The sequence below is a fragment of the Cellulomonas gilvus ATCC 13127 genome (assembly GCF_000218545.1).
GTDB lineage: Bacteria > Actinomycetota > Actinomycetes > Actinomycetales > Cellulomonadaceae > Cellulomonas > Cellulomonas gilvus.
Genome location: NC_015671.1, coordinates 2,298,645 through 2,315,365 on the forward strand (window position 1 = coordinate 2,298,645; position 16,721 = coordinate 2,315,365).

The window sequence follows — 16,721 nt, forward strand, 5'->3', positions numbered from 1 at the left end:
CACAAAGGTGACGGGAATCGCCCGGCAAGACAAGCGCCACTTTCACCTGACCGGGCTAACGGTGGGCGATACATTCTGCAATGTCCGATTCCTGTGGCTCCATTCCGTGTTCTCGGCGTCTTTTTCACCCGGGTGAGCGCTCAGGTCAGGCGTGGGTACGCCATCCGGACGCGTCCCGGAGCGCCGCGCCCGCGAGCTCCAGGAGCCCGAGAGCGGTCGCGGTCTCGCGCGTGGTGAGCCCCGCGTCCCGGGCGATCTCCTCGAGCGGGCGGCCGCGTCGCGTGCCCAGCGCGTCGTGCACGCGCTGCTCCCGCGGACCGACCCCGTCGAGCGGGCGGGGGCCCCGCGGGTCGCCGGGCTCGGGTGCGGCCGCACCCGCCGGGCCGGCGAGCTCGAGCACCTCGGCGGCGTCGGTCACGCAGACCGCGACGCCGTCCCGCAGGAGGCGGTGACACCCGGCGGAGGCCATCGACGTGACCGGCCCGGGCACCGCGCCCACGGGCCGCGCGAGGCGTGCCGCGTGATGCGCGGTGCTCAGCGCACCCGACCGCCACGCGGCCTCGACCACGACGGTGACCTGGGACAGCGCCGCGATCAGGCGGTTGCGCTGCAGGAACCGGCTGCGCGTGGGCAGCGCGCCCGGCGGCACCTCGCCGATCACGGCGCCGCCCGTGGCGACCGCCTCCTCGACCAGCCGGGCGTTGCCCGCGGGGTAGGCGCGGTCCACGCCACCCGCCGCGACGACGACGGTCCGGCCGCCGCGCACCAGCGCACCGCGGTGCGCCGCGGCGTCGATGCCGTACGCGCCGCCGGACGTCACGACGACGCCGGCATCGGCCAGTCCACCCGCCAGGTCGGCGACGACCCGCTCCCCGTACGCGGTCGCGGCACGTGCGCCCACGAGCGCGACCGCGCGACGAGGCCGGTCCGCACCGTCCGCGAGCGCGTCCGGGTCGCCCCGGACCCACAGGCACGCGGGGGCCGCGGCGCCCAGGTCGGTGAGTCCCACGGGCCACCGCGCGTCACCCGGGACCAGCACGTGCACGGCGGCCGGGCCGCCACGAGTGCCCGGGGCGACGAACGGCGCGACCTCCGGCGCGGGCGTCGCACTCCCCCACCCGTGCGCCGCGAGCACCGCGGCGCGCGGCGTCCACCGCTCGATCGCGCGGACCAGCCGACCGCGTGCGAGCTCGGTGCCCAGGCCGTCCAGGTGGGCCGGGGGCCGGTGCGGCGCCTCCAGGAGCCAGCGCCATGCCTCGACGGCACCCAGGGCGTCGAGGAGCGCACCCGCCACGACGTCGCCGGGCTCGGCGAGCGCGCTCCACGCCGCCCGCGCCCACCGCTCGGCCTCGTCGACGGTCACCGCGCCACCGGTCGGCCGCTGCGCCCCGCACCCGTCCACCGGCCGGTCCGCGTCCGGGCGCGCGCTCGTCACGACGCCCCCATGGTGCGCAGCGCGAGCGCGGTCGCGACGTCGTCGCGACCGGGTGCCGTGCGGCCCGCGAGGTCGGCGACGGTCCATGCGACGCGCAGCACACGGTCCGCCCCACGCAGGCTCAGCGCACCACGGTCCACCTGGACCGCCAGGCTCGAGACGAGCGAGCGGTCCGGGCCCAGGCGCTCCCGCAGCCACGCGGCGGGGGCCTGCGCGCACGTGCGCCACGGCAGTCCCGCGAACCGCTCGGCCTGGGCCGCCCGCGCACCTGCCACGCGTCGCGCGACCACCGCGGACGACTCCCCCGACCGGTCGCTCGCACGTGACGGCTGCAGCTCGACCTGGAGGTCCACCCGGTCGAGCAGGGGCCCGGACAGCCGGCCGAAGTACCGGCGACGCTGCTCCGGCCGGCACGAGCAGTCGAGGCCCTTGCCGACGGCACGCCCGCACGGGCACGGGTTCGCGGCCAGCACCAGCTGGAAGCACGCTGGATAGCGCGCGGTGCCCATCGCGCGGTGCAGCACGAGCTCGCCGTGCTCGAGCGGCTGCCGCAACGTCTGCAGCACGGCCGTGGTGAACTCCGGCGCCTCGTCGAGGAACAGCACGCCGCGGTGCGCCCGCGACGCCGCACCCGGGCGTGGCACGCCGCTGCCGCCGCCGATCACGCTCTGCGGCGTCGCGGTGTGGTGCGGGTCCTCGAACGGCGGCCTTCGGACCAGGCCCTCCCCCGGGTCGAACGTGCCCGCCACCGAGTGGATCGCGGTGACCTCGACCGCGTCGGCCTCGGACAGGTCCGGCAGGATGCCGGGCAGCCGGGCGGCCAGCATGGTCTTGCCCGTGCCGGGCGCACCCACCATGAGCAGGTGGTGACCGCCGGCCGCCGCGACCTCCAGGCACCAGCGCGCCTCGGGCTGGCCCACCACGTCCGCCAGGTCGAGCAGCCGCGTCCCGCCGCGGGTCTCCGGCTCGTCGTCGCGGACGGGCTCCACGTCGGCGACCTCGATCTCGGCGCCGTGCCACGCGAGCACCTGCGCGAGCGAGTGCGCTCCGCGCACGTCGGCACCCGGGACCAGCGTCGCCTCCTCGACGTTGCCGACCGGCACCACGATGCGGGTGCGCCCCGCCGCGACCGCCGCGGCGACGGCCGGCAGGACGCCCCGGACGGGCCGCAGCCGGCCGTCGAGACCGAGCTCACCGAGGTGCACGACATCGCGCGTCCGCTCGGGGTCGACGGTGCGCGCGCCCGCCAGCGCGGCGATCGCGATCGCGAGGTCGAACGACGAGCCGGACTTCGGCAGCGTCGCGGGCGAGAGGTTCACCGTGACGCGCCGGTTGGGCCACGTGAGCCCCGACGACGCGACCGCGGCGCGCACGCGGTCACGCGACTCGGCCAGCGCCGCATCCGGCAGGCCGACGAGCGTGAACGCCGGCAGCGCCGCGGCCAGGTGCGCCTCGACGTCCACGACGTGCCCGCGCAGCCCCACGAGCGCGACCGCGAGCGTGCTGCCCAGCCCCGCGCTCACCAGACCCCCTCGAGGTGCTCGACCTGCGCCGCACCCGCGGCCGGGAGCAGCACCGCGATCACGTCGACCCGGACCGACCGGGGCCGCACGTCGTGCGCCGCGAGCCACGCGGCCGCGAGGCGACGCACACGCGCGAGCTTGCGGTGCGTGACCGCCTCCGCCGGGGAGCCGTACGCCGTGGAGCGCCGCGTCTTGACCTCGACGACCACGAGCTCGTCGCCGTCCATGCCGACCAGGTCGATCTCGCCCTCGCGGCAGCGCCAGTTGCGGTCCAGCACCCGCCAGCCCCGCGCGACCACATGGGCCGCGGCCACGTCCTCGCCGTGCCGTCCGACGGCATCCGTCGCTCGCATGCCCACCACCTCCGGCCCGAACGCTCGCAGGCGGGCCACGGGGCACCCGGCGATCCGCAGCCCGCCCAGGGACCGGCGGCGCGTTCGGTGGGCTGTGGGCGGGTGGCGCTCGCGTGGCACGCGTCAGCCGCGTGGACCGGCGACGGGATGCGCGGCGGCCGGCCGCCGCGCGGGGTGGGACCCGCGGGGTGGCACCCGTCAGCGCGGGAAGCCCGCACCTCCGCCGAGGTCGAGCTCGGCCTTGGCGAGCTCCTCGACGTTGACGTCCTTGAACGTCACGACGCGGACCGACTTCACGAACCGCGCCGAGCGGTACACGTCCCAGACCCACGCGTCGGCGAGCGACAGCTCGAAGTACACCTCACCCGCCGCGGACCGGACCTGAAGGTCCACGTGGTTGGCGAGGTAGAACCGACGCTCCGTCTCGACGACGTACGCGAACAGGCTCACGACGTCGCGGTACTCGCGGTAGAGCGCGAGCTCCATGTCCGTCTCGTAGTTCTCCAGGTCCTCCGCACTCACGCGCTCATCATCCCCCACCGTCCGGCGCGCACACGTCGAGGTCCACGGCCCCGGGCGCGTCGCCCGCCGGGAGCCGCCACGAACGACGGTGCAGCGCGCTGGGGCCCAGCGCGCGCAGCGCCGCCACGTGCTCGGGGCTCGCGTAGCCCTTGTTCTCGTCCCAGCGGTACGCGGGGTGTGCGGGTGCGAGTGACGTCATGAGCGCATCGCGTTCGCACTTGGCCAGGACGCTCGCGGCCGCGACGCTCGCGCACGTACGGTCCGCCTTGATGCGCAGGTGCACGGCCGGCACGGGCACAGCGGGCACGGGCACAGGGGCGACGTGCGCATCGGAGGCGTGCGGAGCGAGCGCTCGGGTTGCCACCTCGAGAGCGAACAGCTCACCCTGCGCGGGAGGCGTGAGCCAGTCGTGGTTGCCGTCCAGGAGGACCACGTCGACCGGGCCCGCGACCGCACCGACGGCGGCGAGCGCGCGATGACCGGCGAGGCGCAGCGCGGCGATGATCCCGATCGCGTCGATCTCCGCCGGGCTCGCGTGCCCGACCGCGCGCGCCACGCCCCAGCGGCCGAGCGCCGGCAGGAGCGCAGTGCGCGCGGCGGGCGTCAGGAGCTTGGAGTCGGCGACGCCGCGGGGAGCGGACCGCGTCTCGAGGCCGACGACGACGACACCCACGGACACCGGACCCGCGAGCGACCCGCGGCCCACCTCGTCCATGCCCGCCACGAGGCGGGCCCCCGAGCGCAGCAGCGCACGCTCGTGCCGCAGGTGCGGACCGGGCCGCGCGCCACCCGACCCGCGGCCCGACACCGGGGCGCGGCGCGGCGTCGCGACGGCCGCGGCTGACCGTGCCGCCACGGAGGTCGCGTCGGCGACCACGGGCTCGTCGTGCACCGTCGTCATGACGGGTCGGGCACGTCCTTGAACGTGTCGCCCGGGTTGTGCAGGACCGTCATGCGGTCCACGGGCCACACCGTCACGAACGCCTTGCCGACGACGTTGTCCATGGGGATCGAACCACCGCCGGGCTCGCCCATGTGGAAACGGGAGTCCGCCGACCTCTGCCGGTTGTCACCCATCACCCAGAGGCTGTCCGCGGGGACCGTGATGTCGAACGGCTGCTGCGCCGGGATGGCACCCGGGGCGAGGTACGGCTCGTCGAGCGGGACGCCGTTGACGGTGACCGGCTCGCCCTCGCCCTTGCACGCCACACGGTCGCCGGGCAGGCCGATCACACGCTTGACCAGGTGCTCGCCCGCGTCCTGCGGGTACAGGCCCACCGACGTGAGCACGTCGTTGACCGCGCTGCGCCACGCGCTGGGCTTCTCGACCACCTGGCCGTCGAGCCACGTTCCGGGGTCCTTGAAGACGACGATGTCGCCCCGCTCGAGGTCGAACGGTCCCGGCGTCAGCTTGCTGACCATGATCCGGTCGTCCTCGATCAGGGTGTCGTTCATCGAGTCGCTCGGGATGAAGAACGCCTGCACCAGGAACGTCTTGATGAGCCACGAGAGCACGAGCGCGGAGACCAGGATGATGCCGGTCTCCTTGAGGATCGACGCCCCGGAGCCGCCGCGTGACCTGCGGGCCGCCGGGCGGGGTGCCTGCTCGTCGGACGATTCCGCCGCCACGTCGTTCACGCTCGAGTCCACGCCCACGTTCGTCCCGTCCTGATCGTCCTGGAAGTCCTGCCCGTCCTCACCGTGACGGCCGACCTCGCCGCTGCGCCGTCCCACGCGCGCGCCGCGGGTCGTGACGTCGTCGTCACGCCCGCCCGGCGCCTGGTCACCGGCGGCCGCGCGCGGGTGCTCGTCGTCGGCGCTCACGCGGACACTCTTGCACGCCGAGCCGTGCGTGGCGGATCCGGTCACCCGCCGGACACGAAGAAGGGGCGGTCACCGCCTGGCGGTGCCGCCCCTCCTCGTGACGCGTGGTCAGCCCTTGGGGGCGTTGACCCGCTTCTCCTTGATCTTCGCCTTCTTGCCGCGCAGCGCACGCAGGTAGTACAGCTTCGCGCGACGGACGTCACCGCGGGTGATGACCTCGATCGACTCGAGCGAGGGCGCGTGCACGGGGAACGTGCGCTCGACGCCGACCTGGAAGCTGATCTTGCGGACCGTGAACGTCTCGCGGACACCGCTGCCCTGGCGGGCGATGACGACGCCCTGGAACGCCTGGACGCGCGAGCGGTTGCCCTCGACGACCTTGACGTTGACCTTGACGGTGTCACCGGCGCGGAACTCCGGGATGTCGGTGCGCAGCGCGCCTGCGTCGACCTGGTCGAGCGTGTGCATGATGTCTCTCCCCGCCCTGCCACAGGTCAGGAACGCGATCAGTGGGCGCGTCCGCACGCGGACGGCGTCCCGATGGTCTGGTTCGTGGTGCGGCCGGACGGCGTACGCCCTCCGGTGGTCGGTGGTCGTCTCCCCTGTGGCAGAGACGCGGCCGCGCGCACCAACGGGCGATTCTGCCACACGGCGCGGGGCGGCCGGTAATCAGGCGGTGCCGGGCACGGCCTCGCCGTCGGGCACGTCGTCGGCCCTGCCGTCCGCCTCGGCGTCGAGCACCGCGCGGTCGTGCGCGTCGAGCGCACCGGCGGCGAGCGCCGCGATCAGGTCCGGGCGGCGTGCGGCGGTGCGGCGCAGCGCCTCGTCACGCCGCCACCGGGCGATGCGCGCGTGGTGCCCGGACAGCAGCACGTCGGGCACGTCCAGGTCCCGCCACTGCGGCGGCTTGGTGTAGACGGGGTACTCGAGCAGGCCCGCCTCGCCGTGCGACTCCTCGACCAGCGACGCGGGGTTGCCCACCACGCCCGGCAGCAGGCGCGCGACGGCCTCGACCACGACGAGCGCCGCGACCTCGCCGCCGTTGAGCACGTAGTCGCCGATCGAGTACTCGCTGACCCGCACCCCGGCCGCGCGGTAGTGCTCTGCGACGCGTGCGTCGATCCCCTCGTACCGCCCGCACGCGATCACCAGGTGCGACTCCTCGTCGGCCCACGCGTGCGCGGTCGCCTGCGTGAACACGTCACCCGACGGCGTGGGCAGCAGCAGGTGCGCCCCCGGCGTGAGCACGTCGTCGAGCGCGCGCCCCCACACGTCCGGCCGCATGACCATGCCGGCGCCGCCGCCGAACGGCGTGTCGTCGACCGTGCGGTGCCGGTCCTGCGTCCACTCGCGCAGGTCGTGCACGCGCAGGTCCAGCAGACCCGCCTCGTGCGCCTTGCCGACGAGCGACAGCTCGAGCGGCGCGAGGTACGCCGGGAAGATCGTCAGGACATCGATGCGCACGGCTCAGTCCCTCGGCTCGCCGCGCGTCTCGTCGGACACCACGAGGTTCGCCGCGTCCGACGCGAGCAGCCCACCGGGCGGGTCGAGGACCACGCGGCCACCGGCGACGTCGACCACCGGCACGATCGCGGTGACGAACGGCACCAGCGTCCGCGTCCCGTCGGGCTCGCGCACGACGAGCACGTCGTGCGCCGGCAGGTGGTCCAGGCCGACGACCTCGCCCAGGACGCGGCCGTCCACGTGCTCCGCGCGCAGCCCGGCCAGCTCGTGCGGGTACCAGGCGTCCTCCTCGTCGGACCCGTCCTGCTCGACGACCAGCACGGTGCCCGTCAGGGCCTCGGCGGCGGAGCGGTCGGCCACCTCGGCGAACGTCACGTACCAGCGGCCCTGCTGCACGCGCGTGCGCGTGACCGTGAACGGCCCCACACCCGGCGGGTCGGTGCTCAGCACCGCGCCGACGGCCAGGCGCTCGTGCGGGGTGTCCGTGCGCAGGTCCAGCGCGAGCTCGCCGCGCAGTCCGTGCGGGCGGCCGATGCGCGCGACGGTCAGCTGCATGTCCAGGTCCTTCGATCGGGGTGGGGCGGGCCGGGCGGCCGCGTCCGGGGCGGTCATGGCGCGACGAAGGCCCGGCCCCACAGTAGGGCCGGGCCTTCGTCGTCAGCGTGCGGTCCGGACGCGGCCGGACCGGGAGGCTCAGCGCCGGTCGACGTCCACGACGTCGACCCGGACCGTGCCGTCCGGCGAGAGCGCACCGACGACGGTGCGCAGCGCCTTCGCGGTGCGGCCGTTGCGGCCGATCACGCGCCCGAGGTCCTCGGGGTGCACCCGGACCTCGAGCAGCTCGCCGCGGCGCAGGGCCACGGCATTCACGCGCACGTCGTCCGGGTGGTCGACGATGCCGCGCACCAGGTGCTCGAGCGCGTCGGCCAGCATCAGGCCTGCTCGTCCTCGGTGGCCTCGGCCTCGGGTGCCGGGGTCTCCTCGACGGCGGCCTTCTTCTCGGACGCCTTCGCCTTGACCTTCTCGGCGTCCGCAGCCGCCGCCTCGACAGCGGCCTTCGGGTCGGCCTTGCCGGCCTTCACGCGCAGCGTGCCCTCGGCGCCCGGGAGGCCCTTGAACTTCTGCCAGTCGCCCGTGATCTTGAGGAGGGCGAGGACCTGCTCGGTCGGCTGCGCGCCGACGCCGAGCCAGTACTGCGCGCGCTCCGACTCGATCTCGATGAGCGAGGGCTCCTCGGTCGGGTGGTACTTGCCGATCTCCTCGATCGCACGACCGTCGCGCTTGGTGCGCGAGTCGGCGACGACGATGCGGTAGTAGGGGGCGCGGATCTTGCCGAGACGCTTGAGGCGGATCTTGGTGGCCACGGTGTGGTCTTCTCCTGGGGGTGTGCGCTGGGTGCCGTTGCGCGTCAGCCCGTGGGGTGGGCGACTGCGGTCAGGCCAAGGACACATCGAGAGCGGCTAGAGGGTCCGCGAACGACGAGTACAGCCGACCATCATGCCAGACGCACGGCGTGCTCCCCAACCGGCCCCGTTCGGCACGTGCCCTCTGGTCGGTGATCAGCGGACGCGGGTCCCCCGCAGCACGACGGCCGCGGGCCGGCGCAGCGCACCGATGTCCACGCGCGGGTCGGTGTCGTAGACCACGACGTCGGCGCTCGCGCCCTCGGACACGCCGTCCACGCCCAACCAGGCGCGGGTCCGCCAGGAAGCGGCGGCCACGACGTCGCGCGCGGGGATCCCCGCGGCCACCAGCTCCGCGGCCTCGTCCGCGATGCGCCCGTGCCCGATGGTCCCGCCGGCATCCGTGCCGACCAGGACCCGCACACCCGCGTCGTGCAGGTCACGCACGTGCGCGTACCGGCGCTCGCCCATCGCCCGCATGCGGGCCGCGAAGCGCGGGTAGCGCTCCTGTCCCTGTGCGGCGATCGCCTCGAACTGCGCGACCTGCAGCAGCGTCGCGGTCACGGGCACACCCAGCAGCGCGATGCGCTCGACCTGCTCGGCGTCCGCGCCCGTCGCGTGCTCGAGGCAGTCGACGCCCGCGTCGAGCAGCGGGTCGATCGACTCGGTCGCGAACGTGTGCGCCGTGACGCGCGCGCCCGCGTCGTGCGCCGCCGCGACCGCGCGGACCAGCACGTCGTCGGGCCACAGGGGGCGCAGGTCGCCCTGGGTGCCCAGGTCGCGGTCGATCCAGTCGGCGACGAGCTTGACCCAGCCGTCGCCGCGCAGCGCCTCGGCGTGCACCGCACCCGGCAGGTCCTGCACGTCGGGCAGCTCGCGGCCGTAGTGGCGCAGGTACCGCTTGGGCCGCGCCAGGTGGTGGCCGGCCCGGATCAGCCGTGGCAGGTCCGTGCGCGCGTGCACCCATGACGTGTCCGCGGGTGAGCCTGCGTCCCGCACCAGCAGCACGCCCGAGTCGCGGTCCGCGACCGCCTGCCGCTCCGCCGTCGCGCGGTCCACGGCACCGTCCCGCGCCAGGCCGATGTGGCAGTGCACGTCGACCAGCCCGGGCAGCACCCAGCCGTCGAGCGTGGTCGTCGTCGCACCCGGTGGTCGCTCGAAGGTCAGGCGTCCACCGACGACCCACGCCTCGCCGACCTCGCGCTCGTCGTCGAGCACGACCGTCCCGCGCAGGCGCAGGACGTCCGCCACGTCAGCGACCCAGGAACTTCTCGAAGCCGGCGGGCAGCTCGAGCGCCGCGGGGTCCGCCTCGGGCGCGGCGCCACCCAGGCCGAACGCCGAGCCCGTGGGTGCCGACGGTGCGGGCCGCCCGTCGATCGCGGCCCGCTCCTGCGCGGCGCGCTTGGCCGGGTTGCCCGACTTGCCGCGCACCTTGCGCGCGGGAGCCGCGGTCTTGCCCCGCGCCTTCTTGCCCATGCCCGGCAGGTTGCCCATGCCCGGCATGCCCGGCATCCCGCCCGACCTGGCCATCTGGCGCATCATCTTCTGCGCCGCGTCGAACCGCTCGAGCAGCTGGTTGACGTCGGTCGCCGTGGTGCCCGAGCCCCGCGCGATGCGGGCGCGGCGCGAGCCGTTGATGATCTTGGGGTTGTCCCGCTCGCCCGGCGTCATCGAGTGGATGATCGCCTCGATGCGGTCCACCTCACGCTCGTCGAAGCTGTCGAGCGCGTCGCGCATCTGCGCCATGCCCGGCAGCATGCCGAACATCTTCTTGAGCGAGCCCATCTTGCGCAGCTGCTGCATCTGCTGCAGGAAGTCCGCGAGCGTGAAGCCCTCGCCGCTCGCGAGCTTGCCGGCCATCGCCTCGGCCTGGTCGGCGTCGAACGCGCGCTCGGCCTGCTCGATGAGCGTCAGCACGTCGCCCATGTCCAGGATGCGCGAGGCCATGCGGTCCGGGTGGAAGACCTCGAAGTCGGTGAGCTTCTCGCCCGTGCTCGCGAACAGGATGGGGCGGCCCGTGACCGACGCGACCGACAGCGCCGCACCACCGCGCGCGTCGCCGTCGAGCTTGGACAGCACCACACCCGTGAAGCCCACGCCGTCGGCGAACGCCTGTGCGGTGGTCACCGCGTCCTGACCGATCATCGCGTCGATCACGAACAGGATCTCGTCGGGCTGGACCGCGTCGCGGATGTCCGCGGCCTGCCGCATGAGCTCGGCGTCCACACCCAGACGTCCCGCGGTGTCGACGATCAGCACGTCGTGCTGACGCGTGCGCGCGGCCTCGAGGCCCGCGCGCGCCACGGCGACGGGGTCCGCACCCAGCGGCATCACGTCGTCGGCGCCCTGGTTGCCCGGGTGGGGCGCGAACACGGGCACGCCCGCACGCTCGCCGACCACCTGGAGCTGCGTGACCGCGTTGGGTCGCTGCAGGTCCGCCGCGACCAGCAGCGGGGTGTGCCCCTCGCCCTTGAGCTGCAGCGCGAGCTTGCCCGCGAGCGTGGTCTTGCCCGCGCCCTGCAGACCCGCGAGCAGGATGACCGTCGGCGGGTTCTTCGCGAACCGCAGCGTCCGGGTCTCGCCGCCCAGGATGCCGACGAGCTCCTCGTTGACGATCTTGACGACCTGCTGCGCCGGGTTGAGCGCCTGCGAGACCTCGGCGGACAGCGCGCGCTCCCGCACGGCGCCCGTGAACTGCCGCACGACGGTGACGGCGACGTCCGCGTCGAGCAGCGCCCGGCGGATCTCGCGCACCGTGGCGTCGACGTCCGCCTCGGACAGGCGGCCCTTGGTGCGCAGGTTCTTGAACGTCGACGTCAGGCGGTCGGACAGGGTGGCGAACACGTGCGTCCTCAGCGGGAGGGGGTCAGGGACGTCCCAGCGTACCCGTGCCACCTGCCGCACGACCGGCGACGATCCGCGCACGCGCACGTCCGACGAGGTCGTCGACGAGCGTGCCGCGCCACTGGCTCCATGCCGCGGGGCCCGCGGCGACCGCATCGGCCTGCGTGAGCACGCGCAGCGCGTCGAGCAGGTCCTCGCGGTGGTCCACCGCGTCCAGCAGCCGGTCGACGGTGGCGGGGTCGTCGGGGTCCGCGGTCGTCGCGAGGTCGACGAGCGTGAGGTGCTCGCGCACGAGCCGCGCGACGTCACGTGCGACCTGCTCGCCGAACCCCATGCGCTCGACGATCGGCGCCGCGAGCCGCGCGCCCTCGACCGAGTGGTCGCCCGCGCCCGCGCGTTTGCCGATGTCGTGCAGCACGGCGGCGACCAGGAGCGTCTCCCCCGGCGTCGCGTCGCAGAGCGCGGCGGCGTTGGCCGCGGTCTCCACGAGGTGGCGGTCGACCGTGTGCCGGTGCACGGGTGAGCGCTGCGGGCGGTTGCGCACGCCGGCCCACTCGGGGATCCACGTCGTCACCACGCCCGCGAGGTCGAGCGCCTCCCAGATCGGCACCTGCGCGTGCCCGGAGCCGAGCAGCTGCAGCAGGTACGTGCGCGCCTGGCGGGGCCACGGCTCGGGCAGCGCGGGCGTGCCCGTGAGGTGCTGCACCGAGACCGGGGACAGCGACAGCCCCGTGCGCGCCGCGGTCGCGGCGGCCCGCAGCGCCAGCAGCGGGTCGTGCTCGGGCTGCGCGTCGACCGCGAGCACGATCTCGTCACCGTGCTGGACGAGCCCCTCCGCGATGGGGCGCAGGCGCGGCGGCACGCGCCGGCCCCGGACCAGCCGGGGTCCGCGTGCGGGCCGCTCGAGCGCCTGCCGTGCGTTGCGTGCAGTCGTGTCGAGCGCGTAGGAGATGGTCCGCGCGGCCTCCGCCACGCCGGCCAGCAGGTCGTCCCGGTCGGCCGAGCCGACGAGCGCCGCGACCTCGTCCTGGTCGGCCAGCAGCAGGCGGTTGGTGTGCCGCCGCGTGACGACCTGCACCGCGTCACGCACGTCGAGCAGATGCGTCCAGGCGCGGTCCACCGCGCCGTGCGGCCGGTCCGTGAGCCACGTGGCCGCGAGCGCCGAGAGGACCACGGCGTCCCGGATCCCGCCGCGCGCCTCCTTGAGGTCCGGCTCGATCAGGTACGCGAGCTCACCGTGCCGCTCGGCGCGCTGACGCGTCGAGGCCAGCAGCTCCGGCAGGCGTCGGCGGGCGGCCGCACGCCAGTCCTCGAGCAGCGCGGACGTCGCGCGTGCGATCACCACGGGGTCGCCCGCGACGTGCTGCAGGTCCAGCAGCCCGACCGCGGCGGGCAGGTCCTTGGACGCGACCTGACGGCACTGCGCGAGCGAGCGCACCGAGTGGTCCAGGTCGAGCCCCGCGTCCCAGATCGGGTACCAGAGCCGCTGCGCGAGGCCCTGGAGGTCCTCGGACGAGCGGCCCCGCCCCTCGTGCACCAGCAGCAGGTCCAGGTCGGACACCGGGCTCGCGTCGCCCCGCCCCACCGAGCCGACCGCGCCGAGCGCGATGCCCGTCAGGTCCTGCCCCGCGGTGGCCTCCTGCCACAGCTCGGCCAGGCGCGCGCGCACCAGGACCGAGACGCGCAGGCGCCGGGCCACGCCGTCGCTCGTCGGCCCGGACAACGCGGAGGCGAGGTCGAGGCGTTCGACACGCAGGTCCCGCACCCCAGGGGCGGGGTGCGGGACCTGCGTGTCGTTCTCGTCCCCGGCCGCGCCCCCCACGGGCGACCGTTCGTCGGACATCCGGGCTACAGCGCGTCGTCGCCGTGCTCACCGGTGCGGACGCGGGCGACGTCCTCCACCGGCACGACCCAGACCTTGCCGTCGCCGATCTTGCCGGTCTGCGCCGCGCGCACGACCACCTCGACCACGCCGGCCACGTCCTCGTCGGCGACCAGCACGTCGATCTTGACCTTGGGCACCAGGTCGACCGTGTACTCGGCGCCGCGGTAGACCTCGGTGTGGCCACGCTGGCGGCCGTAGCCGCTCGCCTCGCTCACCGTCAGGCCGCGGACGCCCGCCGCCTCGAGGGCCGACTTCACGTCGTCCAGCCGGTGCGGCTGGATGACCGCCGTCACGAGCTTCGTCATCACTTCACCTCCGTCACGACGCGGGCCCCGCCCAGCGTCTCGTAAGCCGACTCACCGTGCACGGCGAGGTCGATCCCGCCGACCTCGACCTCCTCGGAGACCCGCAGGCCCATGGTGGCCTTGAGCGCGAGCGCGATGATCGCGGTCACGACGCCGCTGAACAGCACGGCCGCCAGCGCGACGACGACCTGCGTGACCAGCTGGTCGGCACCGCCGCCGTAGAACAGGCCGTTGGCCGCGCCATCGGGGTACCAGGTCGAGTTCTTGTCGGTGGCGAAGAACCCGATGAGGATCGTGCCGACGAGGCCACCGACCAGGTGGACGCCCACGACGTCGAGCGAGTCGTCGTAGCCGAACTTGTACTTCAGGCCGACCGCCAGCGCGCACAGCACACCCGCGACCGCACCGATGGCGAGCGCACCCCACGTGTCCACCGCGGCGGCGGCCGGCGTGATGGCGACCAGGCCGGCGACGACACCCGACGCCGCACCGAGCGACGTGGCGTGCCCGTCGCGCACCTTCTCCGTGGCGAGCCACGCGAGCATGGCGAGCGCGGTCGCGATCGTCGTGTTGAGCCACGCGCGGCCCGCGGTGCCGTCCGCCGCGAACTCGGAGCCCGCGTTGAAGCCGAACCAGCCGAACCACAGGAGCGCGGCGCCGAGCATCACGAACGGGAGGTTGTGCGGACGCATCGGCTCACGGCCGAAGCCCTTGCGCTTGCCCGCGATCACGGCGAGCACCAGGCCCGCGATGCCCGCGTTGATGTGCACGACCGTGCCACCGGCGAAGTCGATCGGGAGCGGCAGCGAGTCCTTGAGGAAGAAGTTGCCGCCCAGCAGACCGCCGCCCCACACCATGTGCGCCATGGGCAGGTAGACGAGCGTGACCCAGACGCCCGCGAAGACCAGCCACGCGTTGAACTTGAGCCGGTCCGCGACCGCACCCGAGATCAGCGCGACGGTGATGACCGCGAACGTCAGCTGGAAGCCCGCGGCGACCAGGAACGGGACGCCGGTGGCCGCCATGAGGCTGTTCTCGTCGGCGACGCCCTGCAGTCCGAGGAAGTCGGTCGGGTTGCCGATGAACCCGCCGATGTCCGAGCCGAAGGCGGCGGAGTAGCCGTAGATCACCCAGATGACCGAGATGAGTCCCAGAGCGCCGAAGCTCATCATCATCATGTTGAGCACGCTCTTGCCGCGCACCATGCCGCCGTAGAAGAACGCCAGGGCCGGCGTCATGAGCAGCACGAGCGACGCAGCGAGGATCATGAACGCTGTGTTGCCGGTGTCGAGTTCGAACATCGAGTGTGCCTCTCCCCTCGCCAGCCCGGGGTGGCTGGACGCGGACAACGTTCGGGGAGCGGCGTTTCGCTGAGGCACGGCGGACGTTACTGCCGTGTGACAAGGGGCACGTGCGTGTAAACGTTCGGTTTCGTCGCGGCCGCATGGGCCGCGCGCGCTACTGGAGCAGGCCGTCGACGAACGACTCGGCGTCGAACGGCGCGAGGTCGTCGGGACCTTCGCCGAGGCCTACGAGCTTGACCGGCACGCCCAGCTCGCGCTGCACCGCGACGACGATGCCGCCCTTGGCGGTGCCGTCGAGCTTGGTCAGCACGATGCCCGTGACGCCGGCGACCTCACCGAACACGCGCGCCTGGTTGAGACCGTTCTGACCGGTGGTCGCGTCCAGCACGAGCAGCACCTCGGACAGGGGCGCCTCCTTGCCGATCACGCGCGTGATCTTGCCGAGCTCGTCCATCAGCCCCGCCTTGTTCTGCAGGCGTCCCGCGGTGTCCACGACGACGACGTCCACGTCGGCGGCCTTGCCCGTGCGGACCGCCTCGAACGCGACCGACGCCGGGTCGGCGCCCTCACGGTCGGAGCGGACCGTGGGCACACCGACGCGCGAGCCCCACGTCTCGAGCTGGTCGGCCGCGGCCGCGCGGAACGTGTCCGCGGCACCGAGCACCACGGAGCGGTCCTCGGCGACGAGCAGGCGCGTGAGCTTGCCGATCGTCGTGGTCTTGCCCGTGCCGTTGACCCCGACGACGAGCAGCACCGCGGGCGTGCGCGTGCCGTCGGCCGCGGTCGTCGGCGCGGTGCGCAGCGTCCGGTCGAGCGACGGGTCGACGAGCGCGACGAGCTGCTCGCGCAGCACCGCCTTGACGAGCGCGGGGTCCTTGAGCCCCTCGACGCGCACGCGCGTGCGCAGCGCCTCGATCAGCTCACCCGTGGGCCCCGCACCGACGTCGGCCAGCAGCAGCGTCTCCTCGAGCTCGTCCCAGTCGTCCTCGGTCAGGTGGTCGCGGGACAGGACCGCGAGCAGGCGGGTGCCCAGCGGCGAGCCCGAGCGCGCGAGCCGCTCGCGCAGCCGCGCGAGCCGGCCCTGCGCGGGTGCCGGCACGTCCAGCGCCGGCCGCCCGAGCTCGGGCGCCTCGACCGAGGGTGCCGCGGGCTGCGTCGGGACGTCGTCGAGCGTGCCGACGCCCGCACCCGGCGGGACCTCGAGTCCCGCGCCGGTCGCGTCCACCGCGTCGTCGACCGCCGCGGGCTGCGTCGGGACGTGCGTGATCGTCGGACCCGCCGGACCGGGCGCGTCCGCGTCGTCGCGCGGACGGCGGCGGGACACGAACACGGTCGCACCGGCCGCGACGAGCGCGAGCGGCACACCGGCGGCGAGCAGGACTGTCAGCACATCGGGGTTCACCCGGACAGTCTGACGGCGAACGCGGGTGGTGCGCTAACCAGGACGTTCAGCCGGCCGGCTCACGCGCCGGGGGGCACGCGCCGGAGGTCAGCCGTGGCGGCGCAGCGGGACCGCGCGCACGGCCTTGTCCCGCGCGCGCTGCAGGCCGTCGGCGAGGTCGTCGACGTGCAGGTAGCCCTCGCCCTGCTCGGCCGTGACGCGCAGGAAGTCGGCGAGCGACAGGTCCACCGGCTCCGCCTCGGCGGCCTGGGCCGCCGCCACCTGGTCCGGAGCGGGGTTGCGCCGCGCGGCCAGGCCGCGCCGGAAGGCCCGCCAGGGCGACTCGTCGTCCCGGCGGTCGTCGGCGCTCGAGGTGCTCGCGACGAGCAGGACGACGCCCGCGACGATCAGCGCGACGAGGACTCCGAGGACGACAGGCACACGACCAGTGTCGTCCCACGACCGGCCGCGTGCCGC

Annotated in this window: 18 protein-coding genes; all 18 read right to left on the minus strand. The window is 74.5% G+C overall.

Going from position 1 to position 16,721, the window contains the following annotated elements:
• Positions 1-145: 145 nt before the first annotated feature.
• Positions 146-1,435 (minus strand): DNA-processing protein DprA, encoded by a 1,290-nt coding sequence (gene dprA / locus CELGI_RS10600; protein ID WP_013884120.1) that lies wholly within the window; start codon positions 1,433-1,435, stop codon positions 146-148.
• Complete coding sequence (locus CELGI_RS10605) at positions 1,432-2,958, minus strand: YifB family Mg chelatase-like AAA ATPase (protein WP_013884121.1); 1,527 nt, start codon at positions 2,956-2,958, stop codon at positions 1,432-1,434. Before CELGI_RS10605 ends, dprA begins: the two co-directional genes overlap by 4 nt.
• Positions 2,955-3,311, minus strand: a complete 357-nt coding sequence (locus tag CELGI_RS10610; RefSeq protein WP_013884122.1) for a YraN family protein — start codon at positions 3,309-3,311, stop codon at positions 2,955-2,957. Before CELGI_RS10610 ends, CELGI_RS10605 begins: the two co-directional genes overlap by 4 nt.
• Positions 3,312-3,509: 198 nt before the next feature.
• Positions 3,510-3,833, minus strand: coding sequence for a DUF2469 domain-containing protein (locus tag CELGI_RS10615; RefSeq protein WP_013884123.1), 324 nt, complete (start codon positions 3,831-3,833; stop codon positions 3,510-3,512).
• A 7-nt stretch (positions 3,834-3,840) separates the two neighbouring features.
• Positions 3,841-4,734, minus strand: coding sequence for a ribonuclease HII (locus tag CELGI_RS10620; protein WP_013884124.1), 894 nt, complete (start codon positions 4,732-4,734; stop codon positions 3,841-3,843).
• Positions 4,731-5,657, minus strand: coding sequence for a signal peptidase I (lepB, locus tag CELGI_RS10625; protein WP_013884125.1), 927 nt, complete (start codon positions 5,655-5,657; stop codon positions 4,731-4,733). The genes CELGI_RS10620 and lepB overlap by 4 nt, the downstream gene beginning before the upstream one ends.
• A 108-nt stretch (positions 5,658-5,765) precedes the next feature.
• Positions 5,766-6,125, minus strand: coding sequence for a 50S ribosomal protein L19 (gene rplS / locus CELGI_RS10630; RefSeq protein WP_013884126.1), 360 nt, complete (start codon positions 6,123-6,125; stop codon positions 5,766-5,768).
• A gap of 201 nt (positions 6,126-6,326) precedes the next feature.
• Positions 6,327-7,121, minus strand: a complete 795-nt coding sequence (trmD, locus tag CELGI_RS10635) for a tRNA (guanosine(37)-N1)-methyltransferase TrmD (RefSeq protein ID WP_013884127.1) — start codon at positions 7,119-7,121, stop codon at positions 6,327-6,329.
• 3 nt (positions 7,122-7,124) lie between these two features.
• Positions 7,125-7,676: a ribosome maturation factor RimM gene (gene rimM, locus CELGI_RS10640; protein WP_013884128.1), complete on the minus strand. Its 552-nt coding sequence runs from the start codon at positions 7,674-7,676 to the stop codon at positions 7,125-7,127.
• Between the two features lie 138 nt (positions 7,677-7,814).
• Positions 7,815-8,054, minus strand: a complete 240-nt coding sequence (locus CELGI_RS10645) for an RNA-binding protein (protein WP_013884129.1) — start codon at positions 8,052-8,054, stop codon at positions 7,815-7,817.
• Positions 8,054-8,485, minus strand: a complete 432-nt coding sequence (gene rpsP / locus CELGI_RS10650; protein WP_013884130.1) for a 30S ribosomal protein S16 — start codon at positions 8,483-8,485, stop codon at positions 8,054-8,056. Before rpsP ends, CELGI_RS10645 begins: the two co-directional genes overlap by 1 nt.
• A 195-nt stretch (positions 8,486-8,680) precedes the next feature.
• Complete coding sequence (locus CELGI_RS10655) at positions 8,681-9,775, minus strand: amidohydrolase family protein (RefSeq protein WP_013884131.1); 1,095 nt, start codon at positions 9,773-9,775, stop codon at positions 8,681-8,683.
• Position 9,776: 1 nt separating this feature from the next.
• The gene (gene ffh / locus CELGI_RS10660) at positions 9,777-11,369 is read right to left on the minus strand and encodes a signal recognition particle protein (RefSeq protein WP_013884132.1); all 1,593 of its coding nucleotides are present in this window, start codon (positions 11,367-11,369) and stop codon (positions 9,777-9,779) included.
• A 22-nt stretch (positions 11,370-11,391) separates the two neighbouring features.
• Positions 11,392-13,212: a [protein-PII] uridylyltransferase family protein gene (locus CELGI_RS10665; RefSeq protein ID WP_013884133.1), complete on the minus strand. Its 1,821-nt coding sequence runs from the start codon at positions 13,210-13,212 to the stop codon at positions 11,392-11,394.
• A 5-nt stretch (positions 13,213-13,217) separates the two neighbouring features.
• Entirely contained in the window at positions 13,218-13,559 is a 342-nt protein-coding gene (locus CELGI_RS10670) for a P-II family nitrogen regulator (RefSeq protein WP_013884134.1), read from the minus strand.
• Positions 13,559-14,860 (minus strand): ammonium transporter, encoded by a 1,302-nt coding sequence (locus CELGI_RS10675; RefSeq protein ID WP_013884135.1) that lies wholly within the window; start codon positions 14,858-14,860, stop codon positions 13,559-13,561. Before CELGI_RS10675 ends, CELGI_RS10670 begins: the two co-directional genes overlap by 1 nt.
• Before the next feature lie 157 nt (positions 14,861-15,017).
• A complete protein-coding gene (ftsY, locus tag CELGI_RS10680) occupies positions 15,018-16,265 on the minus strand; it encodes a signal recognition particle-docking protein FtsY (protein ID WP_013884136.1) in 1,248 nt (415 codons plus the stop codon).
• Positions 16,266-16,352: 87 nt separating this feature from the next.
• Positions 16,353-16,685: a hypothetical protein gene (locus CELGI_RS10685; RefSeq protein WP_013884137.1), complete on the minus strand. Its 333-nt coding sequence runs from the start codon at positions 16,683-16,685 to the stop codon at positions 16,353-16,355.
• Between the last annotated feature and the right edge of the window lie 36 nt (positions 16,686-16,721).

Excerpts from the sequence above, each read along its gene's own strand:
- CELGI_RS10665 (WP_013884133.1), bottom strand. The coding sequence starts at position 13,212 with ATGTCCGACGAACGGTCGCCCGTGGGGGGCGCGGCCGGGGACGAGAAC.
- CELGI_RS10675 (WP_013884135.1), bottom strand. The coding sequence starts at position 14,860 with ATGTTCGAACTCGACACCGGCAACACAGCGTTCATGATCCTCGCTGCG.
- CELGI_RS10610 (WP_013884122.1), bottom strand. The coding sequence starts at position 3,311 with ATGCGAGCGACGGATGCCGTCGGACGGCACGGCGAGGACGTGGCCGCG.
- rimM (WP_013884128.1), bottom strand. The coding sequence starts at position 7,676 with ATGCAGCTGACCGTCGCGCGCATCGGCCGCCCGCACGGACTGCGCGGC.
- CELGI_RS10670 (WP_013884134.1), bottom strand. The coding sequence starts at position 13,559 with ATGACGAAGCTCGTGACGGCGGTCATCCAGCCGCACCGGCTGGACGAC.
- rplS (WP_013884126.1), bottom strand. The coding sequence starts at position 6,125 with ATGCACACGCTCGACCAGGTCGACGCAGGCGCGCTGCGCACCGACATC.
- CELGI_RS10645 (WP_013884129.1), bottom strand. The coding sequence starts at position 8,054 with ATGCTGGCCGACGCGCTCGAGCACCTGGTGCGCGGCATCGTCGACCAC.
- CELGI_RS10620 (WP_013884124.1), bottom strand. The coding sequence starts at position 4,734 with ATGACGACGGTGCACGACGAGCCCGTGGTCGCCGACGCGACCTCCGTG.